Genomic DNA, 26,417 nt, shown 5'->3' with positions numbered 1-26,417 from the left:
GTTCACCAATGGGCACATACCCGTCATGGTGCAACCAATGCCATACCCCATCGAACCCATGCTTGCCGTACCTGGGGTATTACCGTCCGATCCCGAACGGTATGCCTTGGAGGTCAAATGGGATGGCATCCGGGCCATCGTGCACGGGGACGGTGAGCCGAGAGTCACGGGAAGGCACGGCGCCGACTACACCCGCCGCTATCCCGAGGTGCTCGCGTACGCGGTGCGGGGAGCCGTCATCGACGGCGAGGTCGTCGCGCTCGGCCCCAACGGCCGCCCCAGCTTCGTCCGCCTGCAGCGGCGCATGCACATGACCGACCCCGAACCGCTCATCCTGGACCACTACCCCGTCGCGTACCTGCCGTTCGACCTGCTCTGCCTGGACGGCACCCCGCTGTTCGACCTGCCGTACCGGGACCGGCGCGCGCTGCTGGACGAGCTGGACATCGGCGCTCCCCCGTCCTTCCCCGGCGAGTCCGGACTGCTGGCGGCCACCCACGAGCAGGGGCTCGAAGGGGTGGTCGCCAAGCTGCTCGACTCGCCGTACGAGCCGGGCGTGCGCTCCCGGTCCTGGATCAAGGTCAAGCACCTGAGCACCACCGAGGTCGTGATCGGCGGCTGGAAGCCGGGCAAGGGCCGCCGCGCGGGCGGGATCGGCTCACTGATCATGGGCGCGTTCACCCCCGAGGGCCTGACGTACGTGGGACACGTCGGCACCGGCTTCACCGACGAGGCCCTGGAGAAGCTGTACGCGCTGCTCGGGCCCATGGAGATCCCGAGAAGCCCGTTCCGCAACCCGGTCCCGTGGCGCAATCGTTGGGTTAGACCCGATCTCGTCGGGGAGGTGGCGTACACGATGTGGACCGACGAGCTGAGACTGCGCCATCCCGTCTGGCGCGGCCTGCGGCCGGACAAGCTGCCCGCGGAGGTGACGGCCCGATGAGTGCGGCGAGCAAGGTCCCGGTGCGGGTGGGCGGACGCGAGCTGACGCTGAGCAACCTGGACAAGGTGCTCTATCCCGAGTTCGGCTTCACCAAGGCCGAGGTCATCGACTACTACAGCCGGATCGCCCCCGTGCTGCTGCCGCATCTGGCGGGCCGGCCGCTGACGGTCAAGCGCTACCCGAACGGCGTCGACGGCATGTCGTTCTTCGAGAAGAACGCCCCCGAGCACACCCCCGGCTGGGTGCGCAGGGCGCGGCTGCCCGTGCCCGGCAGCACCAAGGACCGCGAGACCATCGACTTCGCCGTGCTCGACGACCTGCCGGGCCTGGTCTACTACGCGAACCTCGCCGCCCTGGAGCTGCACGTGCCGCAGTGGCGGGTGGACGACGACGGGCGGGCGCTGCCGCCGGACACGCTGGTGTTCGACCTGGACCCGGGGCCGCCCGCGACGATCGTGGAGTGCTGCGCGGTGGCCCTGAGGCTGCGCGAGGTGCTCGCGGACGACGGCCTGGAGGCCAGGCCGAAGACCAGCGGGAGCAAGGGCATGCAGCTGTACGCCGCCTGGGACTGCCGGGAGGAGCCGTCCGCGTACGCCAAGCGGCTGGCCCAGGTCCTGGCCAAGGAGCATCCCGGGCAGGTGGTCAGTGTGATGGCGAAGAAGCTGCGTCCCGGCAAGGTCTTCATCGACTGGAGCCAGAACAACCCCGCCAAGACCACGGTGGCTCCTTACTCGCTGCGCGCCAGGGCGCGCCCCACGGTCTCCACGCCGCTGCTGTGGGAGGAGGTGGAGAGCTGCGGGAGCCCGGAGGACCTGGTGTTCACCTCGTCCGACGTGCTGGCGAGAGTGGAGGAGCACGGAGACCTTTTCCATGAGGCGTAATCTGATGCAGTCCACACGAAGAGGGGGACCGAGATGTCGGAGATGGACGTACGCGGCGATGACGACAACTTCGCCGACGACGAAGAACTGCCGATCGAGGCGCCCGCGGCCGACGCCGCCGAGCAGCAGCGCCCGCTCCGGGAGAACGACGACCGGCTGCGCCGCGAGCTTCCCCTCGAGGTCAACCCGGCCGACGCCGTGGAGCAGGACCGCGTGGTCGAGTACGACGACGACGACTACCGCTGAGGCGATGGCCGCCCGCACGTAGGATGTCGGCAGACCCGGCACGAAACCCATGGAGACCCGCGTGACCGCTACCCCGGACGCCAAGCCCCGGGGCACCCGGCTGCCCCGACTCGCCCGCCGCAGGCAGCTGCTGAGCGCGGCGCAGGAAGTGTTCGTCGAGAACGGCTATCACGCGGCCGCCATGGACGAGATCGCCGACCGCGCGGGGGTCAGCAAGCCGGTGCTCTACCAGCACTTCCCCGGCAAGCTGGAGCTCTACCTCGCGCTGCTCGACCTGCACGTCGACGACATGGTCAACCGGTGCCGGGAGGCGCTCGCCTCCACGACCGAGAACAAACTCCGGGTGCAGGCGACGTTCAGCGCCTTCTACGACTTCGTCTCCACCCAGGGCGAGGCGTTCCGGCTGGTCTTCGAGTCCGACCTGCGCAACGTCGCGCCGGTGCGGCAGCGCGTGGAGCGCTCGCTCAACGAGTGCGCCGAGATGGTCAGCGCGGTGATCCAGGAAGACACCGGCTGCACCAGTGACGAAGCTCACCTGCTGGGCGTGGGGCTGGTGGGCATGGCCGAGGTGAGCGCCCGCTACTGGGTCACCAAGCACGGCTCCATCCCCAAGGACGCGGCCGAGCAGCTCATGGCGCGACTCGCCTGGCGGGGCATCAGCGGTTTTCCGCGTACGGCTTAACCCGTTCGCTGCGCGCGATCAGCTGCGTTTTTCCGCCGCTGAGCGGCGACCATGAGGGGAGCCCGGCCCCGTTGAAAGGGAGCATGATGGAAATCAAGATCGGCGTGCGTTCGGTGCACCGTGAGCTCGTTGTGGAGACCGACCTGTCGGCCGAGCAGGTCGAGGAGGAGATCAGGCAGGCCCTCGCGGCCGATCGTGGCGTGTTCGCCATCACCGACGTGAAGGGCAGGCGGGTGGTGGTGCCGGTGGCATCGCTGGGCTTCCTGGAGATCGGCGAAGACGAGTCGCGTCCCGTGGGCTTCGGAGGGACTCTGTAGGTCGCCACCCGCCCGCGAGCCGCGCCTGCTCGGGCGCGGCCCCGGGCGTCGCCGTTCAGATGCCGAGGGCCGCCATCCGCTTGCCGTGCTCCTCGGTCAGCCTGGCGAACAGGCGGGAGATCTCCGCCTGGTCGTTCTCGCCCGACTCCACCAGCATGGTGGCCAGCTCGGGTCGGGCCGCCGCGACCCGCTGGCCCTGGCTGAGCGCCTCGCCGACGAGCCGCCTGGCCCACAGCGCCAGCCGCCCGCCCGCCACCGGATCCGCCGCCAGACCGGCCCGTACGCGCTCGACCGCGAACTCCGCGCGCCCCTCGTCCGCCAGCACCTCGTCGACCAGTTCCGCGATCGACGGGTCCAGCCGGCGGGCCGCCTCACGATAGAAGTCGAGCGCGATGCCGACCCCCACGTAAGCCTTGACCAGAGCCTGCAGCCAGTCGGCCGGGGTGGTCTGGGTGTGCCAGGCGTCCAGCGCCTCGGCGAACGGCTGCATCGCCCGCTCCGGGTCGGCGCCCAGCTCCCGCAGCCGGTCGTACAAGAGCCTGAAGTGCTCATATTCGGCGACGGCCAGCTCGCACAGCGCCGTCCGGTCGGCGAGCGTCGGCGCCAGAGTGGCGGCGTCCTCGGTCATCCTCGTGAAGGCGCTCAGCTCGGCATAGGCCAGGACGCCGAGCAGGTCGACGACCCCAGGAGACTCGTTCATGCATGGCAGCGTACTTGCGGGAATCTTCGGGAACATACGTAAGCCTGGTCAGCGTTGTGCTATCGAGTACACTGCTCTGAGAAAGTGCGACCGCACTGTGTACATTCGGGGGTCTCTCCCCCGAATCCCCCGATCCCCGGGTGCGCGGTCGTAATGACGCGAGAGGGCTGGCTCTACCGCGAGGACCCAAGCACGGAGTCGGATTTCCGCCCGTCGGTCCCGGCAGGCCCGCCTTCATTTGAGACTGAGGCAGGCCACGCTGACGACTTTCCGAGACCTCGGAGTCACACCAGAAATCGCCGATGCCCTCGAGACCGAGGGCATCACCACACCGTTCCCGATCCAGGAGATGGCCCTTCCGCTCGCGCTGAACGGTCAAGACCTGATCGGCCAGGCCCGCACGGGCACCGGTAAGACCTACGCGTTCGGCATCGCGATGCTGCAGAGCATCGGCAAGCCGCGCAAGAACCGCAAGAAGCCCCGCGGGCTGGTCGTCGTGCCGACCCGCGAGCTCGCCACCCAGGTGAGCGAGGACCTCGTCACCGCCGCCGGCAAGCTCGGCTCGCGGGTGCTCACCGTCTACGGCGGGCGCGCGTACGAGCCGCAGGTCGAGGCGCTCAAGGCGGGCGTCGACGTCATCGTCGGCACCCCCGGACGACTCCTCGACCTGGTCAAGCAGAAGCACCTCGACCTCAGCCAGGTCACCACCCTGGTTCTGGACGAGGCCGACCGGATGCTCGACCTGGGCTTCCTGCCCGACATCGAGCGGATCTTCAAGCTGATCCCGGCGGAGCGGCAGACGATGCTGTTCTCGGCGACCATGCCGGGCGAGATCGTCTCGCTCTCCCGCAAGTACCTCAGCCGCCCCACCCACGTGCGCGCGGAGATCGAGAGCGGCGAGGCCGAGGCCACCCCGCAGGTGCGCCAGATCGTGTGGCGCGCCCACCGGATGGACAAGATCGAAATCCTCGCCCGGCTGCTGCAGGCCGACGGCCGCGGGCTCACGATGGTCTTCTGCGAGACCAAGCGAGCCTGCGACATGGTCTCCGAGCAGCTCGACACGCGCGGGTTCGCGGTCGCGGCCGTCCACGGAGACCTCGGCCAGGGCCAGCGCGAGCAGGCCCTGCGGGCGTTCCGCAACGGCAAGATCGACGTGCTGGTGGCCACCGACGTGGCCGCCCGCGGCATCGACATCGACGACGTCACCCACGTGGTCAACTACGACTGCCCCGCCGACGACAAGGCGTACGTGCACCGCATCGGCCGCACCGGCCGGGCCGGGCGCACCGGCATCGCGGTCACGTTCGTGGAGTGGGAAGAGCTGACGCGCTGGAAGATGATCAACCAGATGCTCGGCCTCGACTTCCCGGAGCCCGAGGAGACCTACTCCACCTCGCCGCACGTCTACACCGAGCTCGCCATCCCCGAAGGCACGAAGGGCGTGCTGCCGCACGCCAGCCGTTCCCGCGCCGGCCTGTCGGCGGAGCGCATCGAGGACCTCGGCGAGACGGGACGGCCTCGCGGGCGCGGTCGTCGCCGCGAAGAGCGTGAGGAGCGGGAGCGTCCCCCCCGCAACACCCGCCAGCGCCGCCGCACCCGTGGCGGCAAGCCCGCGGAAGAGACTGCGGCCGGTCCGGCCGTCGAGACGCCGGAGGTCGAGCACGTGACCGGTCGCTCCAGCAAGCAGCAGGAGGAGACTCCCGCGATCATCAGCGCGGAGGAGGTGGCGGCCGTGGCCGAGCCGCGCCGCCGCACCCGCCGGTCCGCCGTCGCGGAACCGGTCGCCGAGCAGGTGGTCGAGCCGGTCGCGAGCGTCGTCGCGCCTCAGGAGCAGGCCGTCGCGGCCCCGCCGCGGGAAGACACTCCCGTGCGGGTTCGGCGGGAGGCTCCGGTCGGCGAGGAGCGCCCGACGCGGTCGCGCCGGGTGTCCTCGGCCCCGGCGCACGAGGTTCCGTCCCGTGAGGTTCCGTCCCGTGAGGTTCCGTCGCGTGAGGTTCCCTCGCGTGAGGCTTCCTCGCACGAGGCTTCGTCGCGTGAGGCCGAGTTCACGCCGCCGGCGCGCGGCGGGTTCTCCGCCCCGTCGAGCGAGCCGCAGTTCTCGGCCCCGCCGCGGCAGGAGCCTGAGCGGATCATCCCGGCGAGCCCGTTCACGGTGATCTTCCAGTCACCTGACCTGGCGACGGACGACGACGACATCGCGCCGTCGGCCGCCACGGAGCGCAAGCAGGCACGCCGCAACAACGGCGGCAACCGCGGCGGCGGCAACCGCCGTCGCGCCGGCTGACGACTCATCTGAGAAGGCGCGCACCCTGCTGAGGGTGCGCGCCTTTTCCGTGCCCCAGGTGTCCGGGCATCGGGGGGACGCACCTTTCGTGCGCGCCCCGTGCGGGCAACCAGGGTGCGCGCCTCTTCCGCGCCTCAGGTGGACGGGCATCGGGGGGACGTACCTTCGTGCACGCTCCGTACGGGCATCCGGGGAACGCATTCTCGTGCGCGCTCCGTACGGGCGTCAGGGTGCTCGTCCCTTCCCGCGTCCTCCCGTACAGGGATCAGGAGACGCTCTCCCGTACGAGCATCAGGGGATGCGCCTTTCGCACGGCACCAAGGGGCGCGCCTTCGCATGGCCTCCCCACAGGCCATCAGGGCGCGTGCCCCTTCCCTACGGGGGCATGCCCGCTTCCTTCGTGTTCGGGCATGTCGTGGGGCTTTTGGGTGGGTTTGGGAGGGGCTGAGGCGGCGGTTCCCCTGCTTGCACCGGCGTAACGCGTTCGCCGGTGTTGACCTGGTGAGCTCTGGGTATTGTTGCCCCACGTGAGTACGCCGCGATTCCTGCACCTGCCTCCTGGCGTCACCCCACGCAAGGTCGAGACCGCCCGGGGGACGTTCGCGGCCCTCGAGGCGCTGCCGGCCACCGGCGTGGTCGAACGCTGGCCCGCACTGCTGCTCCCGGGCCTGACGGGCAGCAAGGAAGACTTCATCGCGGTCCTGCAGACCCTGGCCCTGTCCGGGCGCCGCGTGCTCGCCGCCGACCTGCGCGGCCAGTACGAGACGCCGGGCTCCGACGACCCCGGCGCCTACACCTGCGCGGAGCTCGGCGCCGACGCCGACGCGCTCGCCCAGCAGATCGGCGACGGGGAGCCGGTCCATCTGGTGGGCCACTCCTTCGGCGGCCTGGTGGCACGCGAGGCGGTGATCGACGGCCGCACCAAGTTCGCCTCGTTCACGCTGCTCGGCTCGGGCCCGGCGGGCATCACCGGCAGGCGTGCCGAGCACGCGGGTTGGCTGGTGCGCACGATCCCCGTCTCAGGGCTGGAGCACGTGTGGCACGCCGGCTTCGAGCCGGAGGCGCTCGCGGCGGGGGTGCCCGACGACATCCTGGCGTTCCTGCGCAAGCGGCTGCTGTCCAACTCGCCGACGGGCCTGGCGACCATGTCCGACGAGGTGGTGTCCATGCGCGACCGCACCGACGAGCTGCGCGAGGTCGAGATCCCCACGCTGGTCCTGTACGGGGAGCACGACGACGGCTGGCCGGCCGAGACCCAGCAGGAGATGGCGGCACTCCTGGGCGCCGACTGCGTGGTGGTGCCGGGCGCGGCCCACTCTCCTGCGGTGGAGGCGCCGGAGACCACGGCGGCGGCGCTCATCAGGTTCTGGAACACGGCGGAGAGCCGCCATCCTTGACCGCTCGTCCTCATCGTCTCGGGCTCGGAAGCGCAGAGAAGCGGGGGAAGTCGCGTGACGGAGGGGCGAGCCGGTGCCGGTCCACTGACCGGGCCGCTCGTTCGATGCGTCACTCGGCCAGGGCGTCCCAGGGGCGGTGTTCGGGGGCGGCGGTCATGCCTTCGGGGCAGTGGCGGCGGAAGTCGCACCAGCCGCAGATGGGGCCGGGGTTCGGCGCGAACACCGCGTCCAGTTCGGCGGGCACGCGCGGCGGGCTCACGAAGGGCCTGTCACGCCGCTCGGGAGCGGGCCCAGCGGCCGCGCTCCCCTGCGCGCCTAACGCCCCTTCCTGCACGGCCCCGGACGTGCCCGATCCGGTTTCCTGCGCGGCCGCGTACGTGCCCGATCCGCTTTTCTGCGCGGCCCCGTACGTGCCCGGTCCGGTTGCCTGCGCGCCCGGTGCGGGGCTCTGAGGGCTCTGAGCGGCGTTGTCCCGGGGCTTTCCCCGGGGGCGCTTGGGCTGGGTGGGTTCGCCCATGACCGCCCGGTAGCGCTCGTCGGCGTCGGCCGCCTCCAGGCCGATCTCCTCGGCCCGCCGCAGATGACGGCCGAGGGACTCGTCCGTGTGGCGCCACTGCACGATCTCGCCCGTCGGCAGGTGGTGCAGCTCGACGGCGCGGGCCGGGGTGCGCATCATGCGGGACGCCGCGACCGCGTAGATCGCCAGCGCGAGCGAGGAGCGCGCGTCGTCCTGGGAGAGCGGCCGCCGCCCCGTCTTGTAGTCGACCACGACCAACTCGTCGCCGCGCCGGTCGAGCCGGTCGATGCGGCCCGAGACGGCGATGACCGAGGTGCGGGTGGCCACCGTGCGCTCGACGCCGACCGGGTCGTCCGACGGGTCGAGCGTGGCCACGTACCCCGAGACCAGGTCGCGGGAGCGGCCGAGCCAGTGGGCCGACTGGGCCTCGTCCCTGAACCCCTCGGTGATCCAGCCCTTGGTGAGCAGGACGGCCGCCGTCAGCGGCGTGCGCCGTTCGTACGGCTCCCGCCACCACGCCGCCAGCGCGTTGTGGACGCTCGCTCCCACGCTGTTGTGGGCCCAGGCGGGACCCTTCGACGGCTGCGGCCGGTCCAGGTAGGTGAACCGGTAGCGGCGGCGGCAGTCGAGCCACGCGTTCAACCGCGACGGCGTGCAGGAGTAGAGCCGCCGCGGCATCCCATCCAGCGGGAGCTGGTCGTACACCCTATTCGTCGCCGGAGTCGAGCCTGATGCGGGCGGCCTTGGTGCCGTCGGTCAGCGGGCCCTCCTCCGCGGGCTCGGTCTCGACGCGGGTCAGCGAACCGCCGATCCAGTCGTCGAAGTGCGGCTCCAGGTCTCCGATGGTGACCTCCTCGCCGTGGGCCGGCAGCACCCGGGTCTCGCCCGCCAGCGTGAACAGCCGCCCGCCGATGGCGGTGAGCTGGTCGGCCAGGCGCGGGTATTCGCCGCCGAGCTTGCCGGGGCCGTCGGCCTGCAACGTCTTGCCGGAGAAGACCACGCCGAGGCCCTCGCAGTAGAGCGAGACCCCGCCGGGCGTGACGCCGGGCGTCTCCATGACGTCGAGCTGGACGTCGGCGACCTGGAAGATGCCGTCGTCCTCCATGTCGATGTCGGGCCAGGTCTCGGTCCAGGTCTCCCGCCAGAGCGGCTTGTCCTTGGGGTGGAGGGCGACGATCGCCTCGTCTCTGGCCGCCACCTCGATGGCGGCGCCGACGTGGTCGGGAAGGCCGTGGGTGCAGATGACCGCGAGCACCTCGCGGTCGCCCACCTGCTCCAGGATCTTCTCGGCGTCCCTGGCCGGGTCGATGACGATGGCCTCCTCGTCGTCGCCGATGATCCAGGTGTTGTTCTCGACCTTGTGCTCGGTGCCGTCGATGTCGACGAGGCCCTCGGTCACCACTCGCTCGATACGCGCTGTCACGCCTCCGAACTCTAGCCCGTCCGCACCGGTGAGCGAATCCCGTTGGGCATCAGTCTTCGAGCCGGGGCGAGAACGCGCCGAAGGGAATGTCGAGGTCGTGGTCGCGCAGGTCGAGCAGGCTCAGCTCGGAGAGTGCGATGAGGCAGCCCGCCTCGGCGGGCCAGGCGATGGTCCACAGCCAGTTGCCGAGCGCCTCGCCGGCGTAGACGGCCCGGTCGGAGGCGCCGTTGACGCACCAGAGCGGAGCGGGGTGACCCATCACCTCGATCTTGGCGTTGGGCGGCCCGGCGTCGAACCCCTCACCGGGGTCGGCCCCCGCCAGGCCCGCGTACGCGGCGCCGATCCCCACGCCGGGCTCTTCCGCGATGACGACGATGTCGGCGGGACCCTCCAGGAAGGACGGCCCGGACAGCGCGACCAGGCTCGCCCGTACTCCCTTGCGCTCGTCGCCCACCTCGCCGAACCCGGTCACCAGCCATCCGGACGGCAGGGGCCAGGGCAGCCACACCGGCACCAGCGACGTCTTGCGCATCGCCTCCGCGGCCGTCTCCGAAGGCGGCCTGGGCGGCTGGAAGGGCAGGACGTCACCGTGCGCGTCGCAACGCCAGGCGCTCGACCACACGCTCGGCGCGTGCAGTTGGCCGAAACACCGTGGGCAGGTCGGAGCCGCTCTCACAGCTACCCACGGTGCTTCTTCGGGCACCGCCCCGTCAAGGCCGCAGTCCGTTGTCACGTCGTAATCTTGGTCAGGTGCGCGTAAATTGTGTCGGCGCGATCGTTCTGGACGACGCGCGCCGCCTTCTGCTGATCAGGCGAGGGCGTCCTCCGGGCGCCGGGCGCTGGTCGATTCCCGGTGGCCGGGTGGAGCCCGGCGAGTCCGATGCCGCGGCGGTGCGCCGCGAGGTGCTGGAGGAGACAGGGTTGGAGGTCGCCGTCGGGCCGTTGGCGGGCACGGTGGACCTCCCCGCTCCCGGCGGCGTCACGTACGCGGTGCGCGACTATCGCGCCACCGTGGTCGGCGGCGCGCTGGTGGCGGGCGACGACGCCACCGACGCCCGCTGGTACGCGGCGGACGAGCTCGCGGGCCTGCCCCTCACCGCCGGCCTGCTCGACAACCTGCGGTCCTGGCAGATCCTTCCGGGGTGAAGGGCCGCGCCGGGTCAGCGGCCGGCGGTGAGTGATGAGGTCCAGAGGATGAGGTGGTCGGCGCTGTAGGTCGTGGAGCGGCCCAGTGCCACCACCTCCTCGCCGGAGATGGTGACCGCGGCCAGCCACTGCGCGCCCGGTCCCGCCAGGCGGTCCTCCTTCAGGTCCAGCCGGCTCCACGACAGGCCGTCCTGCGAGGTCCAGGCCGCGCTGTCGCCCTCGCCCCGCGCGCCGTGCCAGCCGACCGCCACCAGCCCCTGCGGGGCCGCCGCCAGGTCGTGCACGCCCGCCGCCTGATCCGCGGGCAGCCAGGACGTCTCCCAGGTGACGCCGTCGTCCTCGGAGACCGCGGAGAAGGCCCGGGACGTGCCCGACATGCTCTGGGCCGTGCCGATGACGACCAGCTTGTCCTCGTACGCCGCCACCTGGCGCAGCCCGGCCGACGACGCGTCCGGCGGGGAGACCCGCTCCCTGGCCGTCCAGTTGAGCCCGTCCTCCGACACCCAGACGACGCCGCTCTCGTTCCCGCCCGCGCCCGCGCCGCCGACCGCGACGTACCCGGTGGGAGTGGCCGCCACGTCATGCAGGCGCACGCCGGAGCCGCCCTGCGGCAGCCGCGCCGAGCGGGTGTAGGCGCGCAGGTCAGGGGTGAACCAGACGGCCGCCACGGTGCCCGCGGGCCCGCGGTCCTCGCCCGCGAGCAGGTAACCCCCGGGGCCCGCCGCGACCGCCCGCACGTCCAGGTACGGGTGATCGCCCGGCCTCGCGAGGTCGTCCGACAGCGGCACCTTCTTCCAGGCGCGACCGTCGCCTGAGCTCACCAGGAACGGCTCGGTGACCTGGAGGTCGGCCTGGGTGGCGCCCACGGCGAGCCAGCCGCGGCGGCCGTAGGCCACGTCGTTCAGCTGCTGCCGCCTGGGCCCGCCGAGCCCGATGGACGTCCAGTCCTTCCAGTCCTGAGTGGTCCAGACGCCCGCCTCCCCGGCGGCCGAGCCGACGGCCACGTACCGGCCGTCGTGACCGGCCAGGCCGCTCGTCTCGCGGGCCATCCTGGTCAGGCCCTCGACCTGGTCGAGCCGTACGCGGACGGGCTTGCCGCGCTGGGGCGCCGCCATCAGCACCGGCTCGTTGTGCACGTCCGAGACGGCGCGGTCGCCGCCCGCGTACAGGGTGCCGCCCGTCGTGAGGGCGAACCCGCGCAGCGTCGCCCCGCCCAGGTCGCCGATGCCGGTCCGCTCGCTCCAGGAACGGCCGTCCGTGCTCGTCAGCACCGCGTACGAGCCGATCCCGGCCTGGCTGACCGCGGCCACGCCGCCGTCGTACGAGACCAGGCGCTCCACGCCTGGGCTGGCCGCGGGCAGGCCGTCGATCGTGCCGCACTGCGACCACTCCGCCCCGGTGGGCGAGCAGTAGACCCGCACATCACCAGTGATCGTGCGCTGCCTGCCGGGCACCAGCACGAACCGCTTCGACGCCACCGCCAGCGAACCCGGCTTGGGCGTCGCCTCGGGGAGCTGGAAGCCGGTCGCCTGCCAGGTGCGGCCGCCGTCGGCGGACCTGATGACGCGGGAGCCGTCGCCCTGCGCGGGCCTGGCCATGGCCACCACCGAGTCGCCCCTGGCCGCCACCGCCCGGATCTCGCCCGCTTCCAGGCCGCGGGTCTCCACCCGCTCCCAGGTGCGGCCGTCGGCGGAGTGCCAGGCGGCCGGGCCCGCGCCGCCGTCGCGCAGCGCCGCCTTCCCCACCGCGACGAACCCGGAGCCGGTCCTGGCGATGTCGTGGATCAGGTCGCCGTCCCTGAACGCCGCGCCGCCGCCGACCGCCTGCCAGTTGAGCCCGTCGGCGCTGGCCCACAGGCCGTTCTCGCGCACGCCGTCGCCGCCGGCGGCCAGCCAGCGGCCGTCGCCGCCGACCACCCGCTGCACGATGGGCGTGCTCGCGCCGGTGACACGCCCGAGCTGCCACTTCTTGCCATCGGCCGAGTAGAGGAACAGCGGCCTGGGCGTCGGGCTCGTGGTGTCGCTCCCCACGACCACCACGGCGCGGCCGTCGGCGGCCAGGTCGTTGAGCTTCTGGTCGGTGCCCTGCGCCGCGGCCGGGACCGTGAACAGGTCGTCGCCGTCCCTGCCGGTGCCGGTGGCGAGCCTGAGCTGGACCTCGTCGGGGCCGCGCCACTGCCACACCAGCACCCCGGCGGCCACCAGCAGCGCGATCGCCACCGCCACGGCCATCGGCACGGCGGGGCTGCGCCGCCGCCGCACGGGACTCGCCCGCCGCACCGCCGCCGGCGCGGGACCCCGCTGGTGTCGCCCGCCGCTCCCTGCGGCCCGCTCGGGGCCTGAGGCGACCAGCAGGTCCGGCCGGGTCGGCCTCCCTCCCGGAGGCCTCCCGACGCGCCGCACGGGCTCGTCAGCGCCCGGTACGGGCTCGTCGGCGTCCCGTACGGGCTCGCCGATGTCGCGTACGGGCTCTTTTTCAAGGCGTACGTGCTCGTCCTCGTGCCGTACGGGCTCGTCCTCGGGTCGTACGCGCCCGTCCTCATCGCGTACGCGCTCGTCCTCGTGGCGCGCGGCCTCGTCAGCGTCGCGTCCGGGCTCGTCCCCGTCGCGTACGGGCTCGTCCGGGTCGTCGGCGACCGGCTTTCCCGTACGGTCCCCGCCCGCAGCCCCGGCACCCGCCGCGGCACCGTGGACGGCGGCGTGCTCCCCGGAGAACTCCTCGCTCGGCCGTTCGGGCCGGGTGAACCATCCGGAATCGGCCAGCTTTCTCACGTAGGGCCGGTCACGCCGGGGAGGCGGGTCGCCCGCGTTCTCGTCGACCTCCTCACCGGCCGGGGCCCGGTCCGGCGGGTCGGCGGGGCGTGAGGGCTGGTGGGTGATGCCGTACGGGGCCGTACGGGCGTCTCTGCGGCCGCGGACGTCGGAAGGGTCCTCGACCGGGCCCGGGACGTCGTCGGCGGGCTGGACGGCGGTGTCGCCGGTCGGCGGGACGGTGTCCTGGGGAGGACCGAGGTCCTTCCCCGCCCCCTCGCCGGGCGGGGAAGGCTCGGAGTCTCTGGACGCCGGTGCGGGGACGGGACGCGGGGGGCCGCTGGCCACGAGCTTGTCGGGGCGGTCGACGATGCGCCGGCGCGGCCGGGGTTCGACCTCGGGCTCGGCGGTGGGGGAGCTGTAGGGGCGGCGGCCCCGGGGAACCTCCTGGGTGTCGTCCTCCGGGGTGGGCGCGGCGAACGGCGGCATCCCCCAGGGCGAGGTCAGCGGTAAACCACGCGCCCGGTCGTCCGTCGGCCCTGGCGGGTTGTGCCGGATGCGCGGCTCGCGGACGGGGTCGGCCCGGTGCGCGCCCGCGGGGGAACCTCCGGCCGGGCCTTCGGTGGACGGGTCTGTGCGGCCGGGGGCCGGGGTGGGGTCGTCGGCGGGGGGTGAGTCCGGGGCTGTGGCGTCGCCGGGACGAGGATCGTCCGGCGGCTGCCGTTGCTGGTCACTGGCGCCGGAGGCCACGCGCCGTACCTCCTAGTCGGACAGGTCGAGCGGGACGGAAGCGGCCGGTCCGCTCGACGGGGGCGAGATCGGGTCTGGGCGGCTGCGCTCAACGGAACCGATGGAAACGGAGGGACCGTTCCAAGCGTGACTCGGCCGCAAATGTGCAGTAAATGGGCTTATTTCGACCTTCGCGCCCCTTCCCCTGGCACCCGCCACAGGATCGCTCGCACAACGTCTACTCCTACCCCGCCGGTCCGAAACGATCACCCCTCACCTCGTACCGCCAACTCCACAGAACCAGACCAGCACGCCGGAGCCGGAATGGCGAGACCTCTCTAGCGAGATTCCTGACACCCTGCGGGCGATTTATCCGGCGTTAGTACTGATTGACCGCTTTTTGGCTAGATAGAGCACCAAAACAATGAACACCCCGAGCTGCACGACCGTTCCCACGAGCGACTGCCACGGCACCGGCACCGACGCCTGGTCCAGAGCCTCGTCCAGTTGCCCGGCCGCCGCGCTGATGCCGAACGCCACCATGTTGTTCATCACGTGCAGCGCGATGGCCGCCTCCAGCCCGCCGGTCCACACCGTGAGGAACGCCATGGCCAGGCCGAACGTGAACACGTCGAGCAGGCCCGCCCACTGGTATCCGTGCAGCGACGCGAACAGCACCGAGCTGATCACGATGCCCCACCACGGGTTCCTCAGGTGCGCGCCGAACGCCTGCAGCAGCCACCCGCGGAAGATGTACTCCTCGGTGGCCGCCTGGAAGGGCACCAGCAGGATGATGACGATCAGCGCCGGCAGGAACCGCTCCCACCCCGTCCAGCCGAAGATGTCGTCCGTCTGCTCCCCCGTACCGACCAGCAGGGCCACCTGGGCGATCTGGGCCAGCACCATCGAGAGCACGGCCACGCCCACGCAGATCAGCAGCCACGACCAGCGCAGCCGCCCGGCCACCGACGACAGCGTGCCCGGCCGCCGCCGCTGCACCAGCGCGGCCACGCCGAACACCAGCGGCAGCACGGCCGCGATCGACAGCAGCAGCTCGACCATCCCGTACACCGGATCGCCGGAGATCTGGCCGGGACCCGGCGCGGGGATGCCCAGGACCACCCCCAGGATCGTCCCGGCCAGCAGCACGATCGTGCCGATGACGAAGAACCCGGCGGCGACGATCAGGGTGCCGACGATCTGGCGCCAGATCCGGTTGACCGGGGTCCTGGCGAGGTGGTCGTACCGTGCGTCCTGCGGCACGGGCACGAACCAGGACTGCGGCGGCGGATACGGCACATACGCGGGCGGCCCCTGCGGTGGGCCGTACGGGCCGATGGAAGGCTCAGGATTCTCCTGCATCTCCATATTCTGTCCGTCCGGTGCGCAATAGTTCACAGACGGCCCGCCCTTTTCGGCGGATGCTCGAAGGCGTACGCATGTCGACCCTGGGAGCAAGCCATGTCAAGGCTGGGACCTATCGTCACCCTGGCGGCGGGCGCCGTGCTCGCCGCGGGACTTGGCGTCGCCAGCATCACCGCCTTACCGGCGGCCGATCAGACCGTCGCCACCGCCGACGAGGCGACGGAAGCACCCGAATCCGCCGACGCGACGGAAGCACCTGAAGCCAGCGAGGCGACGGCCGCGGCCGAGCCCTCGCCCAGTGAGACGCCGACGTTCGAGGAGACGGCACCTCCCGTGCCGGAGAAGGCCGACTACGCCGGCCGGGTGAAGGGCAACGGCGGCCTCATCGCCATCTCGATCCGTGACGGCAGGGCCATCGGATACTTCTGCGACGGCAGGACCGAGGCCTGGTTCAAGGGAGACGCGAGCAGTGCCGACCTGGCGCTGAAGGGCGTCAACGGGAAGGCCACGGTCAAGGCCGAGCTCGGTGGCGGCAAGGCCGAGGGCCAGGTCGCCGTGGGCGGCAAGAAGTGGAGCTTCGTCGCGAGCACCGCGAAGAAGCCCTCGGGCCTCTACCGCGCCAGCGCCCTCGTCAGGGGCGCCAAGTTCCAGGCGGGCTGGATCGTGGTCGAGGACCCGAACGGCGGCTACACGCAGGTGGGCGCCGCCTCTCGCGACGGCGAGCCGGTCGAGGTCCCGCGCATCGACGGCGACGACCCGACCAGCCCCGTCACCGTGAACGGAACCGCCGTCACGCCCGAGGACGTCGACGGCTTCATCGAGGAGATGCGATGACCGCCATCCACCGCACCCCGCCGCGCAGTTCCGTCTCGCTGCTGGTGCCGCTGCTGGCCGGCGCCGTGATCATGATCGCGCTCGGCGTGTACGGGCGCGCGCACACCCCCACCGGCTTCGCCGTCGGCGTGGCGGGCTTCTCGGCCGCGCTGCCGATGAAGGTCTGGCTGACCACGGGCGCGGCGGCGCTGGCCGTGGTGCAGGTCGTCTCCGCCCTGTCCATGTGGGGCAAGCTCGGGGTGCGGATCCCCGACGGGGTCCACCGGTGGTCGGGCAGGCTGGCGTTCCTGCTCACCATCCCGGTGGCCTTCCACTGCCTGTACGCGCTCGGCCTGCAGTACGACGTGCCGCGGGTGATGATCCACTCGCTGCTGGGCTGCTTCTTCTACGGCGTGTTCGTCACCAAGATGCTGGCCCTGCGCAAGGAGAACACCCCCGGCTGGACCCTGCCGGTGATCGGCGGGCTGGCGTTCACCGCGCTGGTCGGCCTCTGGCTGACCTCGTCGTTCTGGTTCTTCACCGCGGTCGGGCTGAAGGTCTAGCTCCCCGGGCTGAAGCTCGTGGTGCGCTTCAGCCCGGCGGCCCGTCCCTTGGCCGCCACGACCAGCGCCATCTTCCTGGACGCCTCGTCGATCATCTCGTCGCCGAGCATGACCGCGCCGCGCTTCTCGACCGTCGTGTAGTGCTCGTACGCGTCGAGGATGAGCTCGGCGCGGTCGTAGTCGTCCTGGGGCGGCGAGAACACCTCGTTGGCCGCGTCGACCTGCAGCGGGTGGAGCACCCACTTGCCGTCGTAGCCGAGCGCGGCCGAGCGCCGGGCGGCCCTGCGGAACCCGTCGAGGTCCTTGATCTGCAGGTAGGGGCCGTCGATGACCTGCAGGTCGTGGGTGCGGGCGGCCATGAGCAGGCGCATCAGGATGTAGTGGTAGGCGTCGCCCTCCTCGTAACCGGGCGGCTGCTCGCCCACGACGAGGGTGCGCATGTTGATCGAGGCCATGAAGTCGGCCGGCCCGAAGATCAGCGTCTCCAGCCGCCCGGACGAGCCCGCGATGGCGTCGGCGTTCACCAGCCCGCGGGCGTTCTCGATCTGCGCCTCGATGCCGATCCGGCCCGGCTCGTAGCCCATGGCCTTCTCGATCTGGGTGAGCAGCGTGTCGAGCCACACGACCTCGGTCGGGTCCTGCACCTTGGGCAGAATCAGGCAGTCGAGCCTGTCTCCGGCGCCCTCGACGACCTCGATGACATCCCGGTACGCCCACTGCGTCGCCAGGTCGTTGACCCGCACCGCGACGGTCTTGCCGTCCCAGCCGCCCTCGCGCAGCGCGCCCACCACGTTGCGCCGCGCCTCCTCCTTCGCCAGCGGCGCGACCGCGTCCTCCAGGTCCAGGAACACCTCGTCGACGGGCAGGCCGCGGGCCTTCTCCAGGAACCGGGGGTTGCTGCCGGGCACGGCCAGAACGGATCTACGCGAACGCAACATGAGCCACACCGTAACGGCACCGCGGCCGGTTACATTCGTGCTGTGACCGACAACACCCTGGCAATCGAGGAGGGCGCCAAGAAGTCCGGCATCCTCTGGCTCGACCTGGACCGGCCGCGGCTGGCCTGGCACGCGTGGCACGACGGCGCGATCTACCTGGTGACCGGCGGCGAGGAGCAGGCGCTGCCGGGCCTGACCGGGCTGGAGAGCGTACGGGTCACGCTGCGCAGCAAGGACAACGGGGCCCGGCTGGTGGTGTTCGACGCCGCCGTGTCGGTCGTCGAGCAGGCGGCCGAGCCCGAGGTGGTGGCCGTGCTGGCCAAGGAGCGGCTCAACGCCCGCGACAGCGAGCGCCTGCCCGGGCGCTGGGCTCAGGAGTCGACGGTGGTGCGGCTCACGCCCGTGGCCGCGGCCGGATCGGCGGGCGCCGCCTGACGGCTGATGGTGGCGGTCTGCGCCAGCAGCGCGCCCGACAGCACGATCAGGCCGCCGACGATCTGGTACGCGCCGAGCGTCTGCCCGAGCAGCACCCAGGCGATGATCGAGCCGAAGATGACCTCCAGCGTGGCGACGGTCGCGCCCACGGCCGCCGAGAGCCTGCGCACCGCGTTCACCCCGAGGATGTAGGCGAGGACGGTGGCGACGACCACCATCCACAGGTACGCGCCGAGCACCGGGAGCGGGGTGGCGCCGCCGGGCGCGGCGGTCAGGGTGAAGGCGTCCCACGAGATGTCCCACGGCCGGGCGATGGGCGCGAGCACGACGGCGGCGCCGGTCATGCCCCAGGCGATCAGGCCGAGCGGGTCGACGTCGTCCGCGAAGCTATCGCTCATCAGGAAATATCCGGCGGCGCACGCGCCGGCCAGCAGCGCCAGGATCAGCCCGAGCGCGTCCAGCCGCATGCCCTGCCACGCCTCGACCACGATCGCCAGCCCGGCCACCGCCACGACGGCGCCGATGTAGGCGGCCCTGGCCAGGCGGACCTTGCGCACGATCCGCACCCACGCCACCACCATCACCGGCGCCATGAACTCCAGCAGCAGGGCGATCCCGACGGGCAACCGGGTGATGGCCGCGAAGTACAGTGACTGCACACCGGCGACGGCGACGACCGCGTACACCCCGAAGAACGGCAGCCGTGAGCGGGCGATCCGCAGCGCCGACGGCTTGACCACGGCGAGGACAGCGAGCAGCAGCACCCCCGCGCCCGCCATCCGCACCCACACCGCCTCCAGCGGCGCCAGGCCGACCTCGTTGAGGTACTTGGCCATGTTGCCGGAGAAGGCGAAGCAGAGCGAGGACACGAAGGCCATCGCGAGTCCCACGTAGCGCACGCGAACCCCCGTCAATCCGTAATCACCGTTGCGCAGGTTTGATACTGACATGTCCGGGGTCCGCGGCGCAACGCGACGGCGCTGTTAGCCTGCTGACGTGCAGATCTTCGTCGCCCGGCTGGCGGGCACCCCGGTCTTCGACCCGGCGGGCGACCAGATCGGCCGCATCAGGGACGTGGTGGTGGGCCTGCGCGGCGCCCGCCCGCCCCGGGTGCACGGCATGGTGGTCGAGGTCCGCCCGCGCCGCCGGGTGTTCCTGCCCATCACCCGGGTGCGCGGCATCGAGGCGGGCGCGGTGATCTTCACGGGCAAGCTCAACGTCCGCCGGTTCGAGCAGCGGCCCCTGGAGACCCTGGTGATCGGCGAGATGCTCGACCTGACCGTGCGGGTCGACGGCGAGCAGATGACCGTCTACGACGTGGCCATCGCCGAGATCAAGCCCGCCGAGTGGCAGGTCACCCAGATCGCGGTCCACCGGGGCAGGCGGCGGCGCGACGCGCGGGTGGTCGACTGGGGCGAGGTGGCCGGCTTCGACATCCTCCAGGCCGACCAGGGCGCCGCCGGGCTGATCGCCTCGTTCGAGTCGCTGCGCGCCGCCGACCTGGCCAGCGCCCTGCACGAGCTGTCCGGCAAGCGGCGCGAGGAGGTCGCCCGCGCGCTCGACGACAACCGGCTCGCCGACGTGCTGGAGGAGCTGCCGCCCGGCGACCAGATCGGCATCCTGGGCGCCCTGGAGCCGGAGCGCGCCGCCGACGTGCTGGAGGAGATGGGCCCGGACGACGCCGCCGACCTGCTCCACGACCTGCCCTCGGAGCAGGCGTCCGCGCTGCTGGCGCTGATGGAGCCGGAGGAGGCCGCCCCGGTGCGGCGGCTGCTCACCTACCCGAACGACACCGCCGGCGGCCTGATGACCACCGACCCGGTCATCCTCCCCCCGACCAGCACGGTCGCCGAGGCGCTCGCGCACATCCGGCAGAAGGAGCTGACCCCCGCCGTGGCGGCCCAGGTGTTCATCACCCGGCCGCCCAACGAGACCCCGACCGGCCGCTACCTCGGCGTGAGCCACTTCCAGCGGCTGCTCCGCGACCCGCCCTCCACCCTGCTCGGCAACGTCATCGACCCGTCGATCGACCCGATCCGGCCCGAACTGCCGCTCCCCGACGTCGCCGCCTACCTGGCGGTCTACAACCTCGTCGCGGCCCCGGTCGTCGACGAGCACAACCGGCTCGTCGGCGCGGTGACCGTCGACGACGTCCTGGACCACCTGCTCCCCCATGACTGGCGCGAGAGGCTCTGACTTGACCACCGAACGCCTGGACCAACCCCGTGACCTGCGCCGCTCGCTGCGCCCGCACTACGACCCCGAGGCCTTCGGCCGCCTGTCGGAGCGCATCGCCCGGTTCCTCGGCACCGCGCGCTTCCTGGTCTACATGAGCGTGTTCGTGGCGGTCTGGGTGAGCTGGAACGTCGCCGTCCCGGCCCGGCTCCAGTTCGACCCGTACCCGTTCATCTTCCTGACGCTCATGCTGTCGCTGCAGGCCTCCTACGCGGCCCCGCTCATCCTGCTCGCGCAGAACCGGCAGGACGACCGCGACCGCGTCCAGTACGAGCAGGACCGGCAGACGGCCGAGCGCAACCGCGCCGACATCGAGTACCTCACCCGCGAGATCGCCGGGCTGCGGCTGGCGGTCGGCGAGGTGACGACCCGCGACTACCTGCGCTCGGAGCTGCAACGACTGGGCGAGGAGCTCAAGCAGCGAGGCTGACGGCCGACGGGCCCTCGTCCACCGGGAGAACCACGCAGTAACCTTGGAACGTTGCTCGGATCCCGATGAACCCTGCTGGATTAACCGGACCGCCCCCCGGGTTCATACCATGGAGGGGCATCCTCAACTGGCGTCCAGCGCCTGTCACACATATACCGGCAAAGGAGGGACGGCACCCCCTCACCGGGCGTGCCGAGACTTCGATGGCACCAACCCAGGACCAGGTGACGGCCGCTCTCGCCACCGTCATCGACCCCGAGATCCGCCGCCCGATCACCGACCTAGGCATGGTCAAGGGCGTCGACATCGCCGCAGACGGCACGGTGCGCGTCGGCGTCTACCTCACGGTGGCCGGCTGCCCGATGAAGGACACCATCCGGCGCGACGTCACGACCGCGGTCGCCAAGCTCGACGGCGTCAGCGCCGTGGAGCTCGAGCTCGACGTGATGAGCCAGGAGCAGCGCAAGGAGCTGCAGACCAAGCTGCGCGGCGACCGGGGCCCCGAGAAGGAGGTCCCGTTCAACAAGCCCGGCTCGCTGACCCGCGTCTTCGCGGTCGCGAGCGGCAAGGGCGGCGTCGGCAAGTCGTCCGTGACGGTCAACCTCGCCGCCGCGATGGCCGCCAACGGGATGAAGGTCGGCATCGTCGACGCCGACATCTACGGCCACAGCGTCCCCCGCATGCTGGGCGCGGCCGAGCGGCCCACCAAGGTCGAAGACATGATCATGCCGCCGGTGGCCCATGACATCAAGGTCATCTCGGTCGGCATGTTCAAGCCCGAGGGCAACACCCCCGTCGTGTGGCGCGGGCCGATGCTCGACCGGGCGCTCCACCAGTTCCTCACCGACGTCTACTGGGGCGACCTGGACGTCCTGCTGCTCGACCTGCCGCCCGGCACCGGCGACATCGCCATCTCGGTGGCCCAGCGGCTGCCGGGGGCCGAGATCCTGGTCGTCACCACCCCGCAGATGGCCGCCGCCGAGGTGGCCGAGCGGGCCGGCTCCATCGCGGCGCAGACCCACCAGCAGATCGCCGGCGTCATCGAGAACATGGCCTGGCTGCCCTGTCCCCACTGCGACGAGCGCATCGCCGTCTTCGGCGAGGGCGGTGGTCAGACGGTCGCCGACGCGCTCACCCGCATCCTCGGCACGCGGGTGCCGCTGCTCGGTCAGGTCCCGATCGACCTGCGGCTGCGTGAGGGCGGCGACGAGGGCAAGCCCCTGGTCCTCACCGACCCCGACTCCCCCGCGGCCACGGAGCTGCGCACCATCGCGGCCTCGCTGAGCAAGCGCTCCTCCAGCCTCAAGGGCATGCAGCTCGGCCTCGCGCCCAACCGGTCCTGACGCCTCGGGCGTGGGTCAGGTCGCCTCGTTGTCGTACGGGGGGATCTCGCCCACGCCCAGCTCGCCGCCCACCGGGACGGGGGCCGGAACGGGCTCCAGCTCGGCGGCGGCCGGCTTGTCCTTCCAGTCGTCGTCCTCTTCGAGCAGATGCTTGCGTACGAAGTTGCGCGGGTTGAGGTCGGCCGGGTCGAAGTCGGAGAACTCCGGGCCCAGCCCGGCCCGCAGGTCGTCACGCGCGTTGTTGGCCATGCGGCGCAGGTTGCGCAGGGTCTTGCCGGCCTGGGCGGCCGCCTGCGGCAGCTTCTCCGGACCGAAGACCAGCAGCGCGATAATGATCAGCGCACCGACTTCCAGCCAGCCAAGTCCGAACACCGTCAGCTCCAAGCAGTCAACCGCCCCGGGGGACAACCCCGGCTATCCCACAGACTAAGGGCTCTACCGGGTAGCTCGGTCTCCTCCCCAGGGACAATTCCCCACCCCCACCCCCCGGCCCCGCGTCCCACCCCCTACGGCGGGCTGAGCAGGCCGAAGGCATGCATCACGGCGCCGCGCCCGAGGGGGTTCCCCAAAAGTCTTCACTACCCCACGGGACCGGAGAAGCTCCGCACCGGACCTGGCTTCCCCCGCGTCCCACCCCCCCTACGGCGGGCTGAGCAGGCCGAAGGCATGCATCACGGCGCCGCACCCGAGGGGGTTCCCCAAAAGTCTTCACTACCCCACGGGACCGGAGAAGCTCCGCACCGGACCTGGCTTCCCCCGCGTCCCACCCCCCCTACGGCGGGCTGAGCAGGCCGAAGGCATGCATCACGGCGCCGCACCCGAGGGGGTTCCCCAAGAAGTCTTTACCGCCCTCACGGACGAGCAGGTCGCGACGGCGGCCCGCACGAACGCAGGGACATCATGACGGCGTCGGGGTGGGGGCGTCGGCGCTCACCACCAGGGTGGCGGTGTGTTCCTGCTTGTCGCGCTCGTACTTGATGGCGATCTTCGCGCCCGGCGCCTTGCTCCGGATGAGCGCGATGAGCTCGTTGCCGTCCTGCAGGCGCAGCCCGTCGACTTCCAGGATGACGTCGCCGGGCTTGAGCCCGGCCTTCTCCGCCGGACCGCCCTTGTCGATCGGCGGGCGGCCGTTCTGGTTGCCGGAGGCGATGCGGACGCCCTCGCCGCGGTATTCAGTGTCGAGCACGATGCCGATCTTGGGCCGCTTGGCCTTGCCCGTGGTGATGAGTTCTTCGGCGACGCGGCGGGTCTGGTTGACCGGGATGGCGAAGCCGAGGCCGATGCTGCCGCTCTGGCTGGCCATGGACCTGCTGAGGGTGGCGATCGCCGAGTTGACGCCGACGACCTCGCCGCGCCCGTTGACGAGCGGGCCGCCCGAGTTGCCGGGGTTGATGGCGGCGTCGGTCTGGATGGCGCTGATGTAGGCGGTCTCCTCGCCGCTCCCGCCGCTCTCGTCGCCGGCGATGACCGGCCGGTTGAGCGAGCTGACGATGCCGGTGGTGACGGTGCCGGTGAGGCCCAGCGGCGAGCCGATCGCGATGACCGGGTCGCCCACGACCACCTGGTCGGAGTTGCCGAGCGTGATCTCGGGGGTGCCGAACGTCTCTTCCGGCTTGAGCACCGCGAGGTCGGATCCGGGGTCGCGGCCGACGATCTGGGCCGTGGTGGTCTTGCGGTTGTTGAAGATGACCCGGATCTCGCCGCCCTTGGCGGCCAGGGCGACCACGTGGTTGTTCGTCACCACGTACCCGTTCTTGATCAGGAACCCGGAGCCGGAGGCGCCCTCGGTGTTGCTGCCGTTGCCGACCTCCAGCGAGACCACGCTGGGCAGCACCCGGGAGGCCACGCCGGCGACCGAGCCGGGGGCGCGCTGCACGTTGCCGGAGGGGACCGGGCCGAGGCTGTAGGACGGGTCGGTGGTGTCGCCGCTCGGCCGGGTGAGCAGGTAGGTGCCGACGCTGCCGAGTCCGGACGCGATCAGCGCGATGGCCAGCGCGACCACGAGCATCACGGGCGTGCTGGGGCCTCGCCTGGGCGGTGCGACTCTGGTGGCGCCGGGCGGCGGCGCCCAGTTGGCGCCCATGGGCAGGGCGTTCGGTGGCGGCGGCGGGCCGCCGGGGCCGAACGGGCCTTCGCCGCTGGGGTTGGTGGCGGAGCCGGGGCGCCGCTCGCCGCCGGGGTTGCCGAAGAACGGCCACTCGGCGGTCCCGTAGGTGCGCTCGCCGCCGGGGGCGCGGAACTGCGGGTTCTCGCCACCCGGAGGGGCGAACCTGGACGGCTCGCCGTACGCCGGACCTTCAGCGCCGAAACGGGACTGCTCGCCGTACGACGGACCTTCACCACCGAAACGAGGCTCGCCGTACGACGGACCTTCACCACCGAAACGAGGCTCGCCGTACGACGGGCTTTCGCCGCCGAATCGGGGCTGCTCGCCGGCGCCGCCGTACTGCGGGCCTTCTCCACCAGGGGGACCGAACCGGGGCGGCTCCCCTTGAACCGGGCCCTCACCGCCGAAACGGGAGGGCTCACCGTATGACGGACCTTCAGGGCCGGGTCGGGACGGCTCGCCGTAGGACGGGCCTTCACCGCCCGGGGGGCCGAACCGGGGCTGCTCGCCGTGAGCCGGGCCCTCTGCGCCCGGGTAGCCGAAGGGCGGGGGCGGGACGGACGGGTCGTAGGGACGCGGGTCGTCGTGGGACTGGGAGCCGCCGAACACGGAAGTGTCACCGGAGTCTTCCCAGCCGTTGGGCGGCGGCCGCTCGGCCGGCTGTTCACCGGCGGGCAGGAACTCCGGCCGGCCCTGTGGCTCAGGGTTTCCCGACGGCGTGCGTCCTTCGCGGCGCGTCTCGTCGGTCATCTACTCTCACCACTCCTTGCTCACGACACCGCAATCATGGCCTGATCGGCATACGGGTGCTGTAAAGCAACTGTCAGCCGGATTCTCCTGACATATCCCGATCCCAGATCGTATGCCCCTCACGCCATGGACTACGCCATCACCAGTATCCCAGTCGGGATCGCTATCAAGGAGTGGCAGTGGAAGGAGCGCCCGTCGGCGTCGGCTGGACCCGCTTGACGAGCTCGACCGGCGGGGCCTGAGTGTTCTGTCCGGCGCCGGAGACGGCGAAGAAGGTGCCGAGCGCCACGGCCGCCGACACGAAGCCGACCGCCACGTACGTGCTGCGCCGCCTAGTCCCGCGGCCCGGGCCCGAGGCGGCGCCACCAGTGGCGTTCCTGCGGGGCCTGTTGTCCAAAGGGGCGATGCTGTGCGGCCCCGGGATGGGCACCCCTTCGAACGTGCGGGTAGGGAAAGGCCGCTCCCTGGGCGGCAGCGGGCCGCCGGGTTCGGCCATGCGCAGCAGCGACATGGTGAGGTCCGCCGGCAGGGCGGGATGTTCGAGCGAGCGCAGGCGCGACTTGAGCGCCCGCACCGACTCCACCTCTCGTCTGCAGTCCGCGCAGAAGGTCAGATGGGCCAGCGCCCTGTCTCGCTCGGCGTGATTGAGTTCGCCGTCGACGAGCGCTGAAACGCGTTCTCCAAGGTGAGCCATGTCAGACTTCCTCCCCACGAGTTACGGGCGGGGGGAGTTGGGAATTGCGGGGTGCTCGATGGTCGAGCGCCTCGCGCAACTGTGCCCGGCCACGGTGAATCCGGCTTCTGACCGTTCCCAGCTTGACGCCGAGCGTGGCCGCGATCTCTTCGTAAGACAGCCCCTCGATGTCACACAGCACGATCGCGGCCCGGAACTCCGGGGCGAGCGCGTCGAGCGCGGCCTGGATGTCCGGCTCGAGGTGGGCGTCGTGCAGGGCCTGCGCGGGCGACGGCTCGCGACCTCGCAGCCGCTCGGCGGCGTCGTCGGCGAGCCCCTCGAACCTGATGCGCTGCTTGCGCCGCGCCATGTCGAGGAACAGGTTGGTCGTGATCCGGTGCAGCCAGCCCTCGAACGTGCCGGGGGTGTAGCTGGACAGCGAGCGGAAGACCCGGACGAAGACCTCCTGGGTGAGGTCCTCCGCGTCGTGGACGTTGCCGGTGAGGCGGTACGCCAGGCGATAGACCCGCGCGGAGTGGGTCCGCACCACTTCCTCCCAGCTGGGAGGGGTCCATTCGGGTTCGCGCGCCGCGTTGGAGACATGGGACATGGGAGTATCGGCCTGGTGGTCACTTTCGTCCACCAGAACTCCTCTCTCTGGGACCACCGCTACCGCCATAGTGCCTGGTTTTGTCCCTTCATGCGCACTGGCTGCCATCCGGACCGGCAAAGCCCGTTTAAACCTGCAAC

26 protein-coding genes are annotated in these 26,417 nt (G+C 71.6%); 14 read left to right on the top strand and 12 right to left on the bottom strand.

From position 1 onward, the window contains the following. Nucleotides 1-25: 25 nt before the first annotated feature. From ACGFI7_RS34360 to ACGFI7_RS34340, 5 genes are all read left to right on the top strand, one after another. On the top strand, nt 26-943 hold the full coding sequence (locus ACGFI7_RS34360) for an ATP-dependent DNA ligase (protein WP_393412058.1): 918 nt from the start codon (nt 26-28) through the stop codon (nt 941-943). Beyond that, nucleotides 940-1,824, top strand: a complete 885-nt coding sequence (gene ligD, locus ACGFI7_RS34355; RefSeq protein ID WP_393412056.1) for a non-homologous end-joining DNA ligase — start codon at nt 940-942, stop codon at nt 1,822-1,824. The genes ACGFI7_RS34360 and ligD overlap by 4 nt, the downstream gene beginning before the upstream one ends. A 33-nt stretch (nt 1,825-1,857) precedes the next feature. Beyond that, complete coding sequence (locus ACGFI7_RS34350) at nt 1,858-2,070, top strand: hypothetical protein (RefSeq protein WP_393412054.1); 213 nt, start codon at nt 1,858-1,860, stop codon at nt 2,068-2,070. 61 nt (nt 2,071-2,131) lie between these two features. After that, nucleotides 2,132-2,752: a TetR/AcrR family transcriptional regulator gene (locus ACGFI7_RS34345; RefSeq protein ID WP_393412052.1), complete on the top strand. Its 621-nt coding sequence runs from the start codon at nt 2,132-2,134 to the stop codon at nt 2,750-2,752. Nucleotides 2,753-2,835: 83 nt separating this feature from the next. After that, nucleotides 2,836-3,069, top strand: coding sequence for a DUF3107 domain-containing protein (locus ACGFI7_RS34340; RefSeq protein ID WP_393412050.1), 234 nt, complete (start codon nt 2,836-2,838; stop codon nt 3,067-3,069). 55 nt (nt 3,070-3,124) lie between these two features. On the opposite strand, the gene ACGFI7_RS34335 is transcribed toward ACGFI7_RS34340, so the two are convergent. Then, nucleotides 3,125-3,769, bottom strand: a complete 645-nt coding sequence (locus ACGFI7_RS34335) for a ferritin-like fold-containing protein (RefSeq protein WP_393412048.1) — start codon at nt 3,767-3,769, stop codon at nt 3,125-3,127. A 349-nt stretch (nt 3,770-4,118) separates the two neighbouring features. Between ACGFI7_RS34335 and ACGFI7_RS34330 the strand changes: the two genes are divergently transcribed. Together ACGFI7_RS34330 and ACGFI7_RS34325 are read left to right on the top strand one after the other, a co-directional pair. After that, nucleotides 4,119-6,053 (top strand): DEAD/DEAH box helicase, encoded by a 1,935-nt coding sequence (locus tag ACGFI7_RS34330; RefSeq protein WP_393412046.1) that lies wholly within the window; start codon nt 4,119-4,121, stop codon nt 6,051-6,053. Between the two features lie 527 nt (nt 6,054-6,580). After that, nucleotides 6,581-7,450, top strand: a complete 870-nt coding sequence (locus ACGFI7_RS34325; RefSeq protein ID WP_393412044.1) for an alpha/beta fold hydrolase — start codon at nt 6,581-6,583, stop codon at nt 7,448-7,450. Between the two features lie 109 nt (nt 7,451-7,559). Here ACGFI7_RS34325 and ACGFI7_RS34320 read toward each other — a convergent pair whose 3' ends face one another. The 3 genes from ACGFI7_RS34320 to ACGFI7_RS34310 are packed head-to-tail and all read right to left on the bottom strand — an operon-like array spanning nt 7,560 to nt 10,066. Beyond that, nucleotides 7,560-8,672 carry a PD-(D/E)XK nuclease family protein gene (locus ACGFI7_RS34320; RefSeq protein WP_393412042.1) on the bottom strand — a complete coding sequence of 371 codons (1,113 nt, stop codon included), beginning with the start codon at nt 8,670-8,672 and terminating at the stop codon, nt 7,560-7,562. A 1-nt stretch (nt 8,673) separates the two neighbouring features. Continuing rightward, the gene (locus tag ACGFI7_RS34315; protein ID WP_393412040.1) at nt 8,674-9,390 is read right to left on the bottom strand and encodes an MBL fold metallo-hydrolase; all 717 of its coding nucleotides are present in this window, start codon (nt 9,388-9,390) and stop codon (nt 8,674-8,676) included. A gap of 49 nt (nt 9,391-9,439) precedes the next feature. Next, a complete protein-coding gene (locus tag ACGFI7_RS34310) occupies nt 9,440-10,066 on the bottom strand; it encodes a DUF6758 family protein (protein WP_393412038.1) in 627 nt (208 codons plus the stop codon). A 74-nt stretch (nt 10,067-10,140) separates the two neighbouring features. Here ACGFI7_RS34310 and ACGFI7_RS34305 point away from each other — a divergent pair, with 74 nt between their 5' ends. Continuing rightward, nucleotides 10,141-10,536, top strand: coding sequence for an NUDIX hydrolase (locus ACGFI7_RS34305; RefSeq protein WP_393412036.1), 396 nt, complete (start codon nt 10,141-10,143; stop codon nt 10,534-10,536). Between the two features lie 14 nt (nt 10,537-10,550). Here the strand turns inward: ACGFI7_RS34305 and ACGFI7_RS34300 are convergent, their stop codons facing one another. Both ACGFI7_RS34300 and ACGFI7_RS34295 read right to left on the bottom strand, forming a co-directional pair. Continuing rightward, a complete protein-coding gene (locus ACGFI7_RS34300; RefSeq protein ID WP_393412034.1) occupies nt 10,551-14,036 on the bottom strand; it encodes a hypothetical protein in 3,486 nt (1,161 codons plus the stop codon). A 348-nt stretch (nt 14,037-14,384) separates the two neighbouring features. Continuing rightward, nucleotides 14,385-15,377: a CPBP family intramembrane glutamic endopeptidase gene (locus ACGFI7_RS34295; RefSeq protein ID WP_393412032.1), complete on the bottom strand. Its 993-nt coding sequence runs from the start codon at nt 15,375-15,377 to the stop codon at nt 14,385-14,387. 99 nt (nt 15,378-15,476) lie between these two features. Here ACGFI7_RS34295 and ACGFI7_RS34290 point away from each other — a divergent pair, with 99 nt between their 5' ends. Together ACGFI7_RS34290 and ACGFI7_RS34285 are read left to right on the top strand one after the other, a co-directional pair. Continuing rightward, nucleotides 15,477-16,214, top strand: coding sequence for a hypothetical protein (locus tag ACGFI7_RS34290; protein WP_393412030.1), 738 nt, complete (start codon nt 15,477-15,479; stop codon nt 16,212-16,214). After that, complete coding sequence (locus tag ACGFI7_RS34285; RefSeq protein WP_393412029.1) at nt 16,211-16,756, top strand: DUF6529 family protein; 546 nt, start codon at nt 16,211-16,213, stop codon at nt 16,754-16,756. The genes ACGFI7_RS34290 and ACGFI7_RS34285 overlap by 4 nt, the downstream gene beginning before the upstream one ends. On the opposite strand, the gene ACGFI7_RS34280 is transcribed toward ACGFI7_RS34285, so the two are convergent. After that, nucleotides 16,753-17,694: an HpcH/HpaI aldolase/citrate lyase family protein gene (locus tag ACGFI7_RS34280; RefSeq protein ID WP_393412027.1), complete on the bottom strand. Its 942-nt coding sequence runs from the start codon at nt 17,692-17,694 to the stop codon at nt 16,753-16,755. The genes ACGFI7_RS34285 and ACGFI7_RS34280 overlap by 4 nt on opposite strands. Before the next feature lie 42 nt (nt 17,695-17,736). Here ACGFI7_RS34280 and ACGFI7_RS34275 point away from each other — a divergent pair, with 42 nt between their 5' ends. Continuing rightward, complete coding sequence (locus ACGFI7_RS34275; RefSeq protein WP_393412025.1) at nt 17,737-18,129, top strand: hypothetical protein; 393 nt, start codon at nt 17,737-17,739, stop codon at nt 18,127-18,129. Here ACGFI7_RS34275 and ACGFI7_RS34270 read toward each other — a convergent pair. Then, nucleotides 18,066-19,028, bottom strand: a complete 963-nt coding sequence (locus tag ACGFI7_RS34270; protein ID WP_393412023.1) for a DMT family transporter — start codon at nt 19,026-19,028, stop codon at nt 18,066-18,068. The genes ACGFI7_RS34275 and ACGFI7_RS34270 overlap by 64 nt on opposite strands. 97 nt (nt 19,029-19,125) lie before the next feature. Between ACGFI7_RS34270 and ACGFI7_RS34265 the strand changes: the two genes are divergently transcribed. The 3 genes from ACGFI7_RS34265 to ACGFI7_RS34255 all read left to right on the top strand — a co-directional run bounded on the left by ACGFI7_RS34265 (nt 19,126) and on the right by ACGFI7_RS34255 (nt 22,137). Continuing rightward, nucleotides 19,126-20,325, top strand: coding sequence for a magnesium transporter MgtE N-terminal domain-containing protein (locus ACGFI7_RS34265; RefSeq protein WP_393412021.1), 1,200 nt, complete (start codon nt 19,126-19,128; stop codon nt 20,323-20,325). A gap of 1 nt (nt 20,326) precedes the next feature. Further along, entirely contained in the window at nt 20,327-20,794 is a 468-nt protein-coding gene (locus ACGFI7_RS34260) for a DUF1003 domain-containing protein (RefSeq protein WP_393412019.1), read from the top strand. Nucleotides 20,795-20,997: 203 nt separating this feature from the next. Continuing rightward, nucleotides 20,998-22,137: an Mrp/NBP35 family ATP-binding protein gene (locus tag ACGFI7_RS34255; RefSeq protein ID WP_393412018.1), complete on the top strand. Its 1,140-nt coding sequence runs from the start codon at nt 20,998-21,000 to the stop codon at nt 22,135-22,137. Between the two features lie 15 nt (nt 22,138-22,152). Here ACGFI7_RS34255 and ACGFI7_RS34250 read toward each other — a convergent pair whose 3' ends face one another. The 4 genes from ACGFI7_RS34250 to sigE all read right to left on the bottom strand — a co-directional run bounded on the left by ACGFI7_RS34250 (nt 22,153) and on the right by sigE (nt 26,346). Continuing rightward, nucleotides 22,153-22,509 carry a sec-independent translocase gene (locus ACGFI7_RS34250; protein WP_393412016.1) on the bottom strand — a complete coding sequence of 119 codons (357 nt, stop codon included), beginning with the start codon at nt 22,507-22,509 and terminating at the stop codon, nt 22,153-22,155. A gap of 526 nt (nt 22,510-23,035) precedes the next feature. Next, nucleotides 23,036-24,994 carry a trypsin-like peptidase domain-containing protein gene (locus ACGFI7_RS34245; RefSeq protein ID WP_393412014.1) on the bottom strand — a complete coding sequence of 653 codons (1,959 nt, stop codon included), beginning with the start codon at nt 24,992-24,994 and terminating at the stop codon, nt 23,036-23,038. Nucleotides 24,995-25,160: 166 nt separating this feature from the next. Beyond that, complete coding sequence (locus tag ACGFI7_RS34240; RefSeq protein WP_393412012.1) at nt 25,161-25,688, bottom strand: anti-sigma factor family protein; 528 nt, start codon at nt 25,686-25,688, stop codon at nt 25,161-25,163. A 1-nt stretch (nt 25,689) separates the two neighbouring features. Continuing rightward, the gene (sigE, locus tag ACGFI7_RS34235; RefSeq protein WP_393412010.1) at nt 25,690-26,346 is read right to left on the bottom strand and encodes an RNA polymerase sigma factor SigE; all 657 of its coding nucleotides are present in this window, start codon (nt 26,344-26,346) and stop codon (nt 25,690-25,692) included. Between the last annotated feature and the right edge of the window lie 71 nt (nt 26,347-26,417).

Origin of the sequence: Nonomuraea sp. NPDC048826 (assembly GCF_043198225.1) — a bacterium.
GTDB lineage: Bacteria > Actinomycetota > Actinomycetes > Streptosporangiales > Streptosporangiaceae > Nonomuraea.
This window is presented reverse-complemented; position numbering and strand designations above follow the sequence as displayed.

Excerpts from the sequence above, each read along its gene's own strand:
- ACGFI7_RS34360 (WP_393412058.1), top strand. The coding sequence starts at position 26 with ATGGTGCAACCAATGCCATACCCCATCGAACCCATGCTTGCCGTACCT.
- ligD (WP_393412056.1), top strand. The coding sequence starts at position 940 with ATGAGTGCGGCGAGCAAGGTCCCGGTGCGGGTGGGCGGACGCGAGCTG.
- ACGFI7_RS34350 (WP_393412054.1), top strand. The coding sequence starts at position 1,858 with ATGTCGGAGATGGACGTACGCGGCGATGACGACAACTTCGCCGACGAC.
- ACGFI7_RS34340 (WP_393412050.1), top strand. The coding sequence starts at position 2,836 with ATGATGGAAATCAAGATCGGCGTGCGTTCGGTGCACCGTGAGCTCGTT.
- ACGFI7_RS34335 (WP_393412048.1), bottom strand. The coding sequence starts at position 3,769 with ATGAACGAGTCTCCTGGGGTCGTCGACCTGCTCGGCGTCCTGGCCTAT.
- ACGFI7_RS34330 (WP_393412046.1), top strand. The coding sequence starts at position 4,119 with ATGGCCCTTCCGCTCGCGCTGAACGGTCAAGACCTGATCGGCCAGGCC.
- ACGFI7_RS34295 (WP_393412032.1), bottom strand. The coding sequence starts at position 15,377 with ATGCAGGAGAATCCTGAGCCTTCCATCGGCCCGTACGGCCCACCGCAG.
- ACGFI7_RS34290 (WP_393412030.1), top strand. The coding sequence starts at position 15,477 with ATGTCAAGGCTGGGACCTATCGTCACCCTGGCGGCGGGCGCCGTGCTC.
- ACGFI7_RS34285 (WP_393412029.1), top strand. The coding sequence starts at position 16,211 with ATGACCGCCATCCACCGCACCCCGCCGCGCAGTTCCGTCTCGCTGCTG.
- ACGFI7_RS34280 (WP_393412027.1), bottom strand. The coding sequence starts at position 17,694 with ATGTTGCGTTCGCGTAGATCCGTTCTGGCCGTGCCCGGCAGCAACCCC.
- ACGFI7_RS34255 (WP_393412018.1), top strand. The coding sequence starts at position 20,998 with ATGGCACCAACCCAGGACCAGGTGACGGCCGCTCTCGCCACCGTCATC.
- ACGFI7_RS34245 (WP_393412014.1), bottom strand. The coding sequence starts at position 24,994 with ATGACCGACGAGACGCGCCGCGAAGGACGCACGCCGTCGGGAAACCCT.
- ACGFI7_RS34240 (WP_393412012.1), bottom strand. The coding sequence starts at position 25,688 with ATGGCTCACCTTGGAGAACGCGTTTCAGCGCTCGTCGACGGCGAACTC.
- sigE (WP_393412010.1), bottom strand. The coding sequence starts at position 26,346 with ATGGCGGTAGCGGTGGTCCCAGAGAGAGGAGTTCTGGTGGACGAAAGT.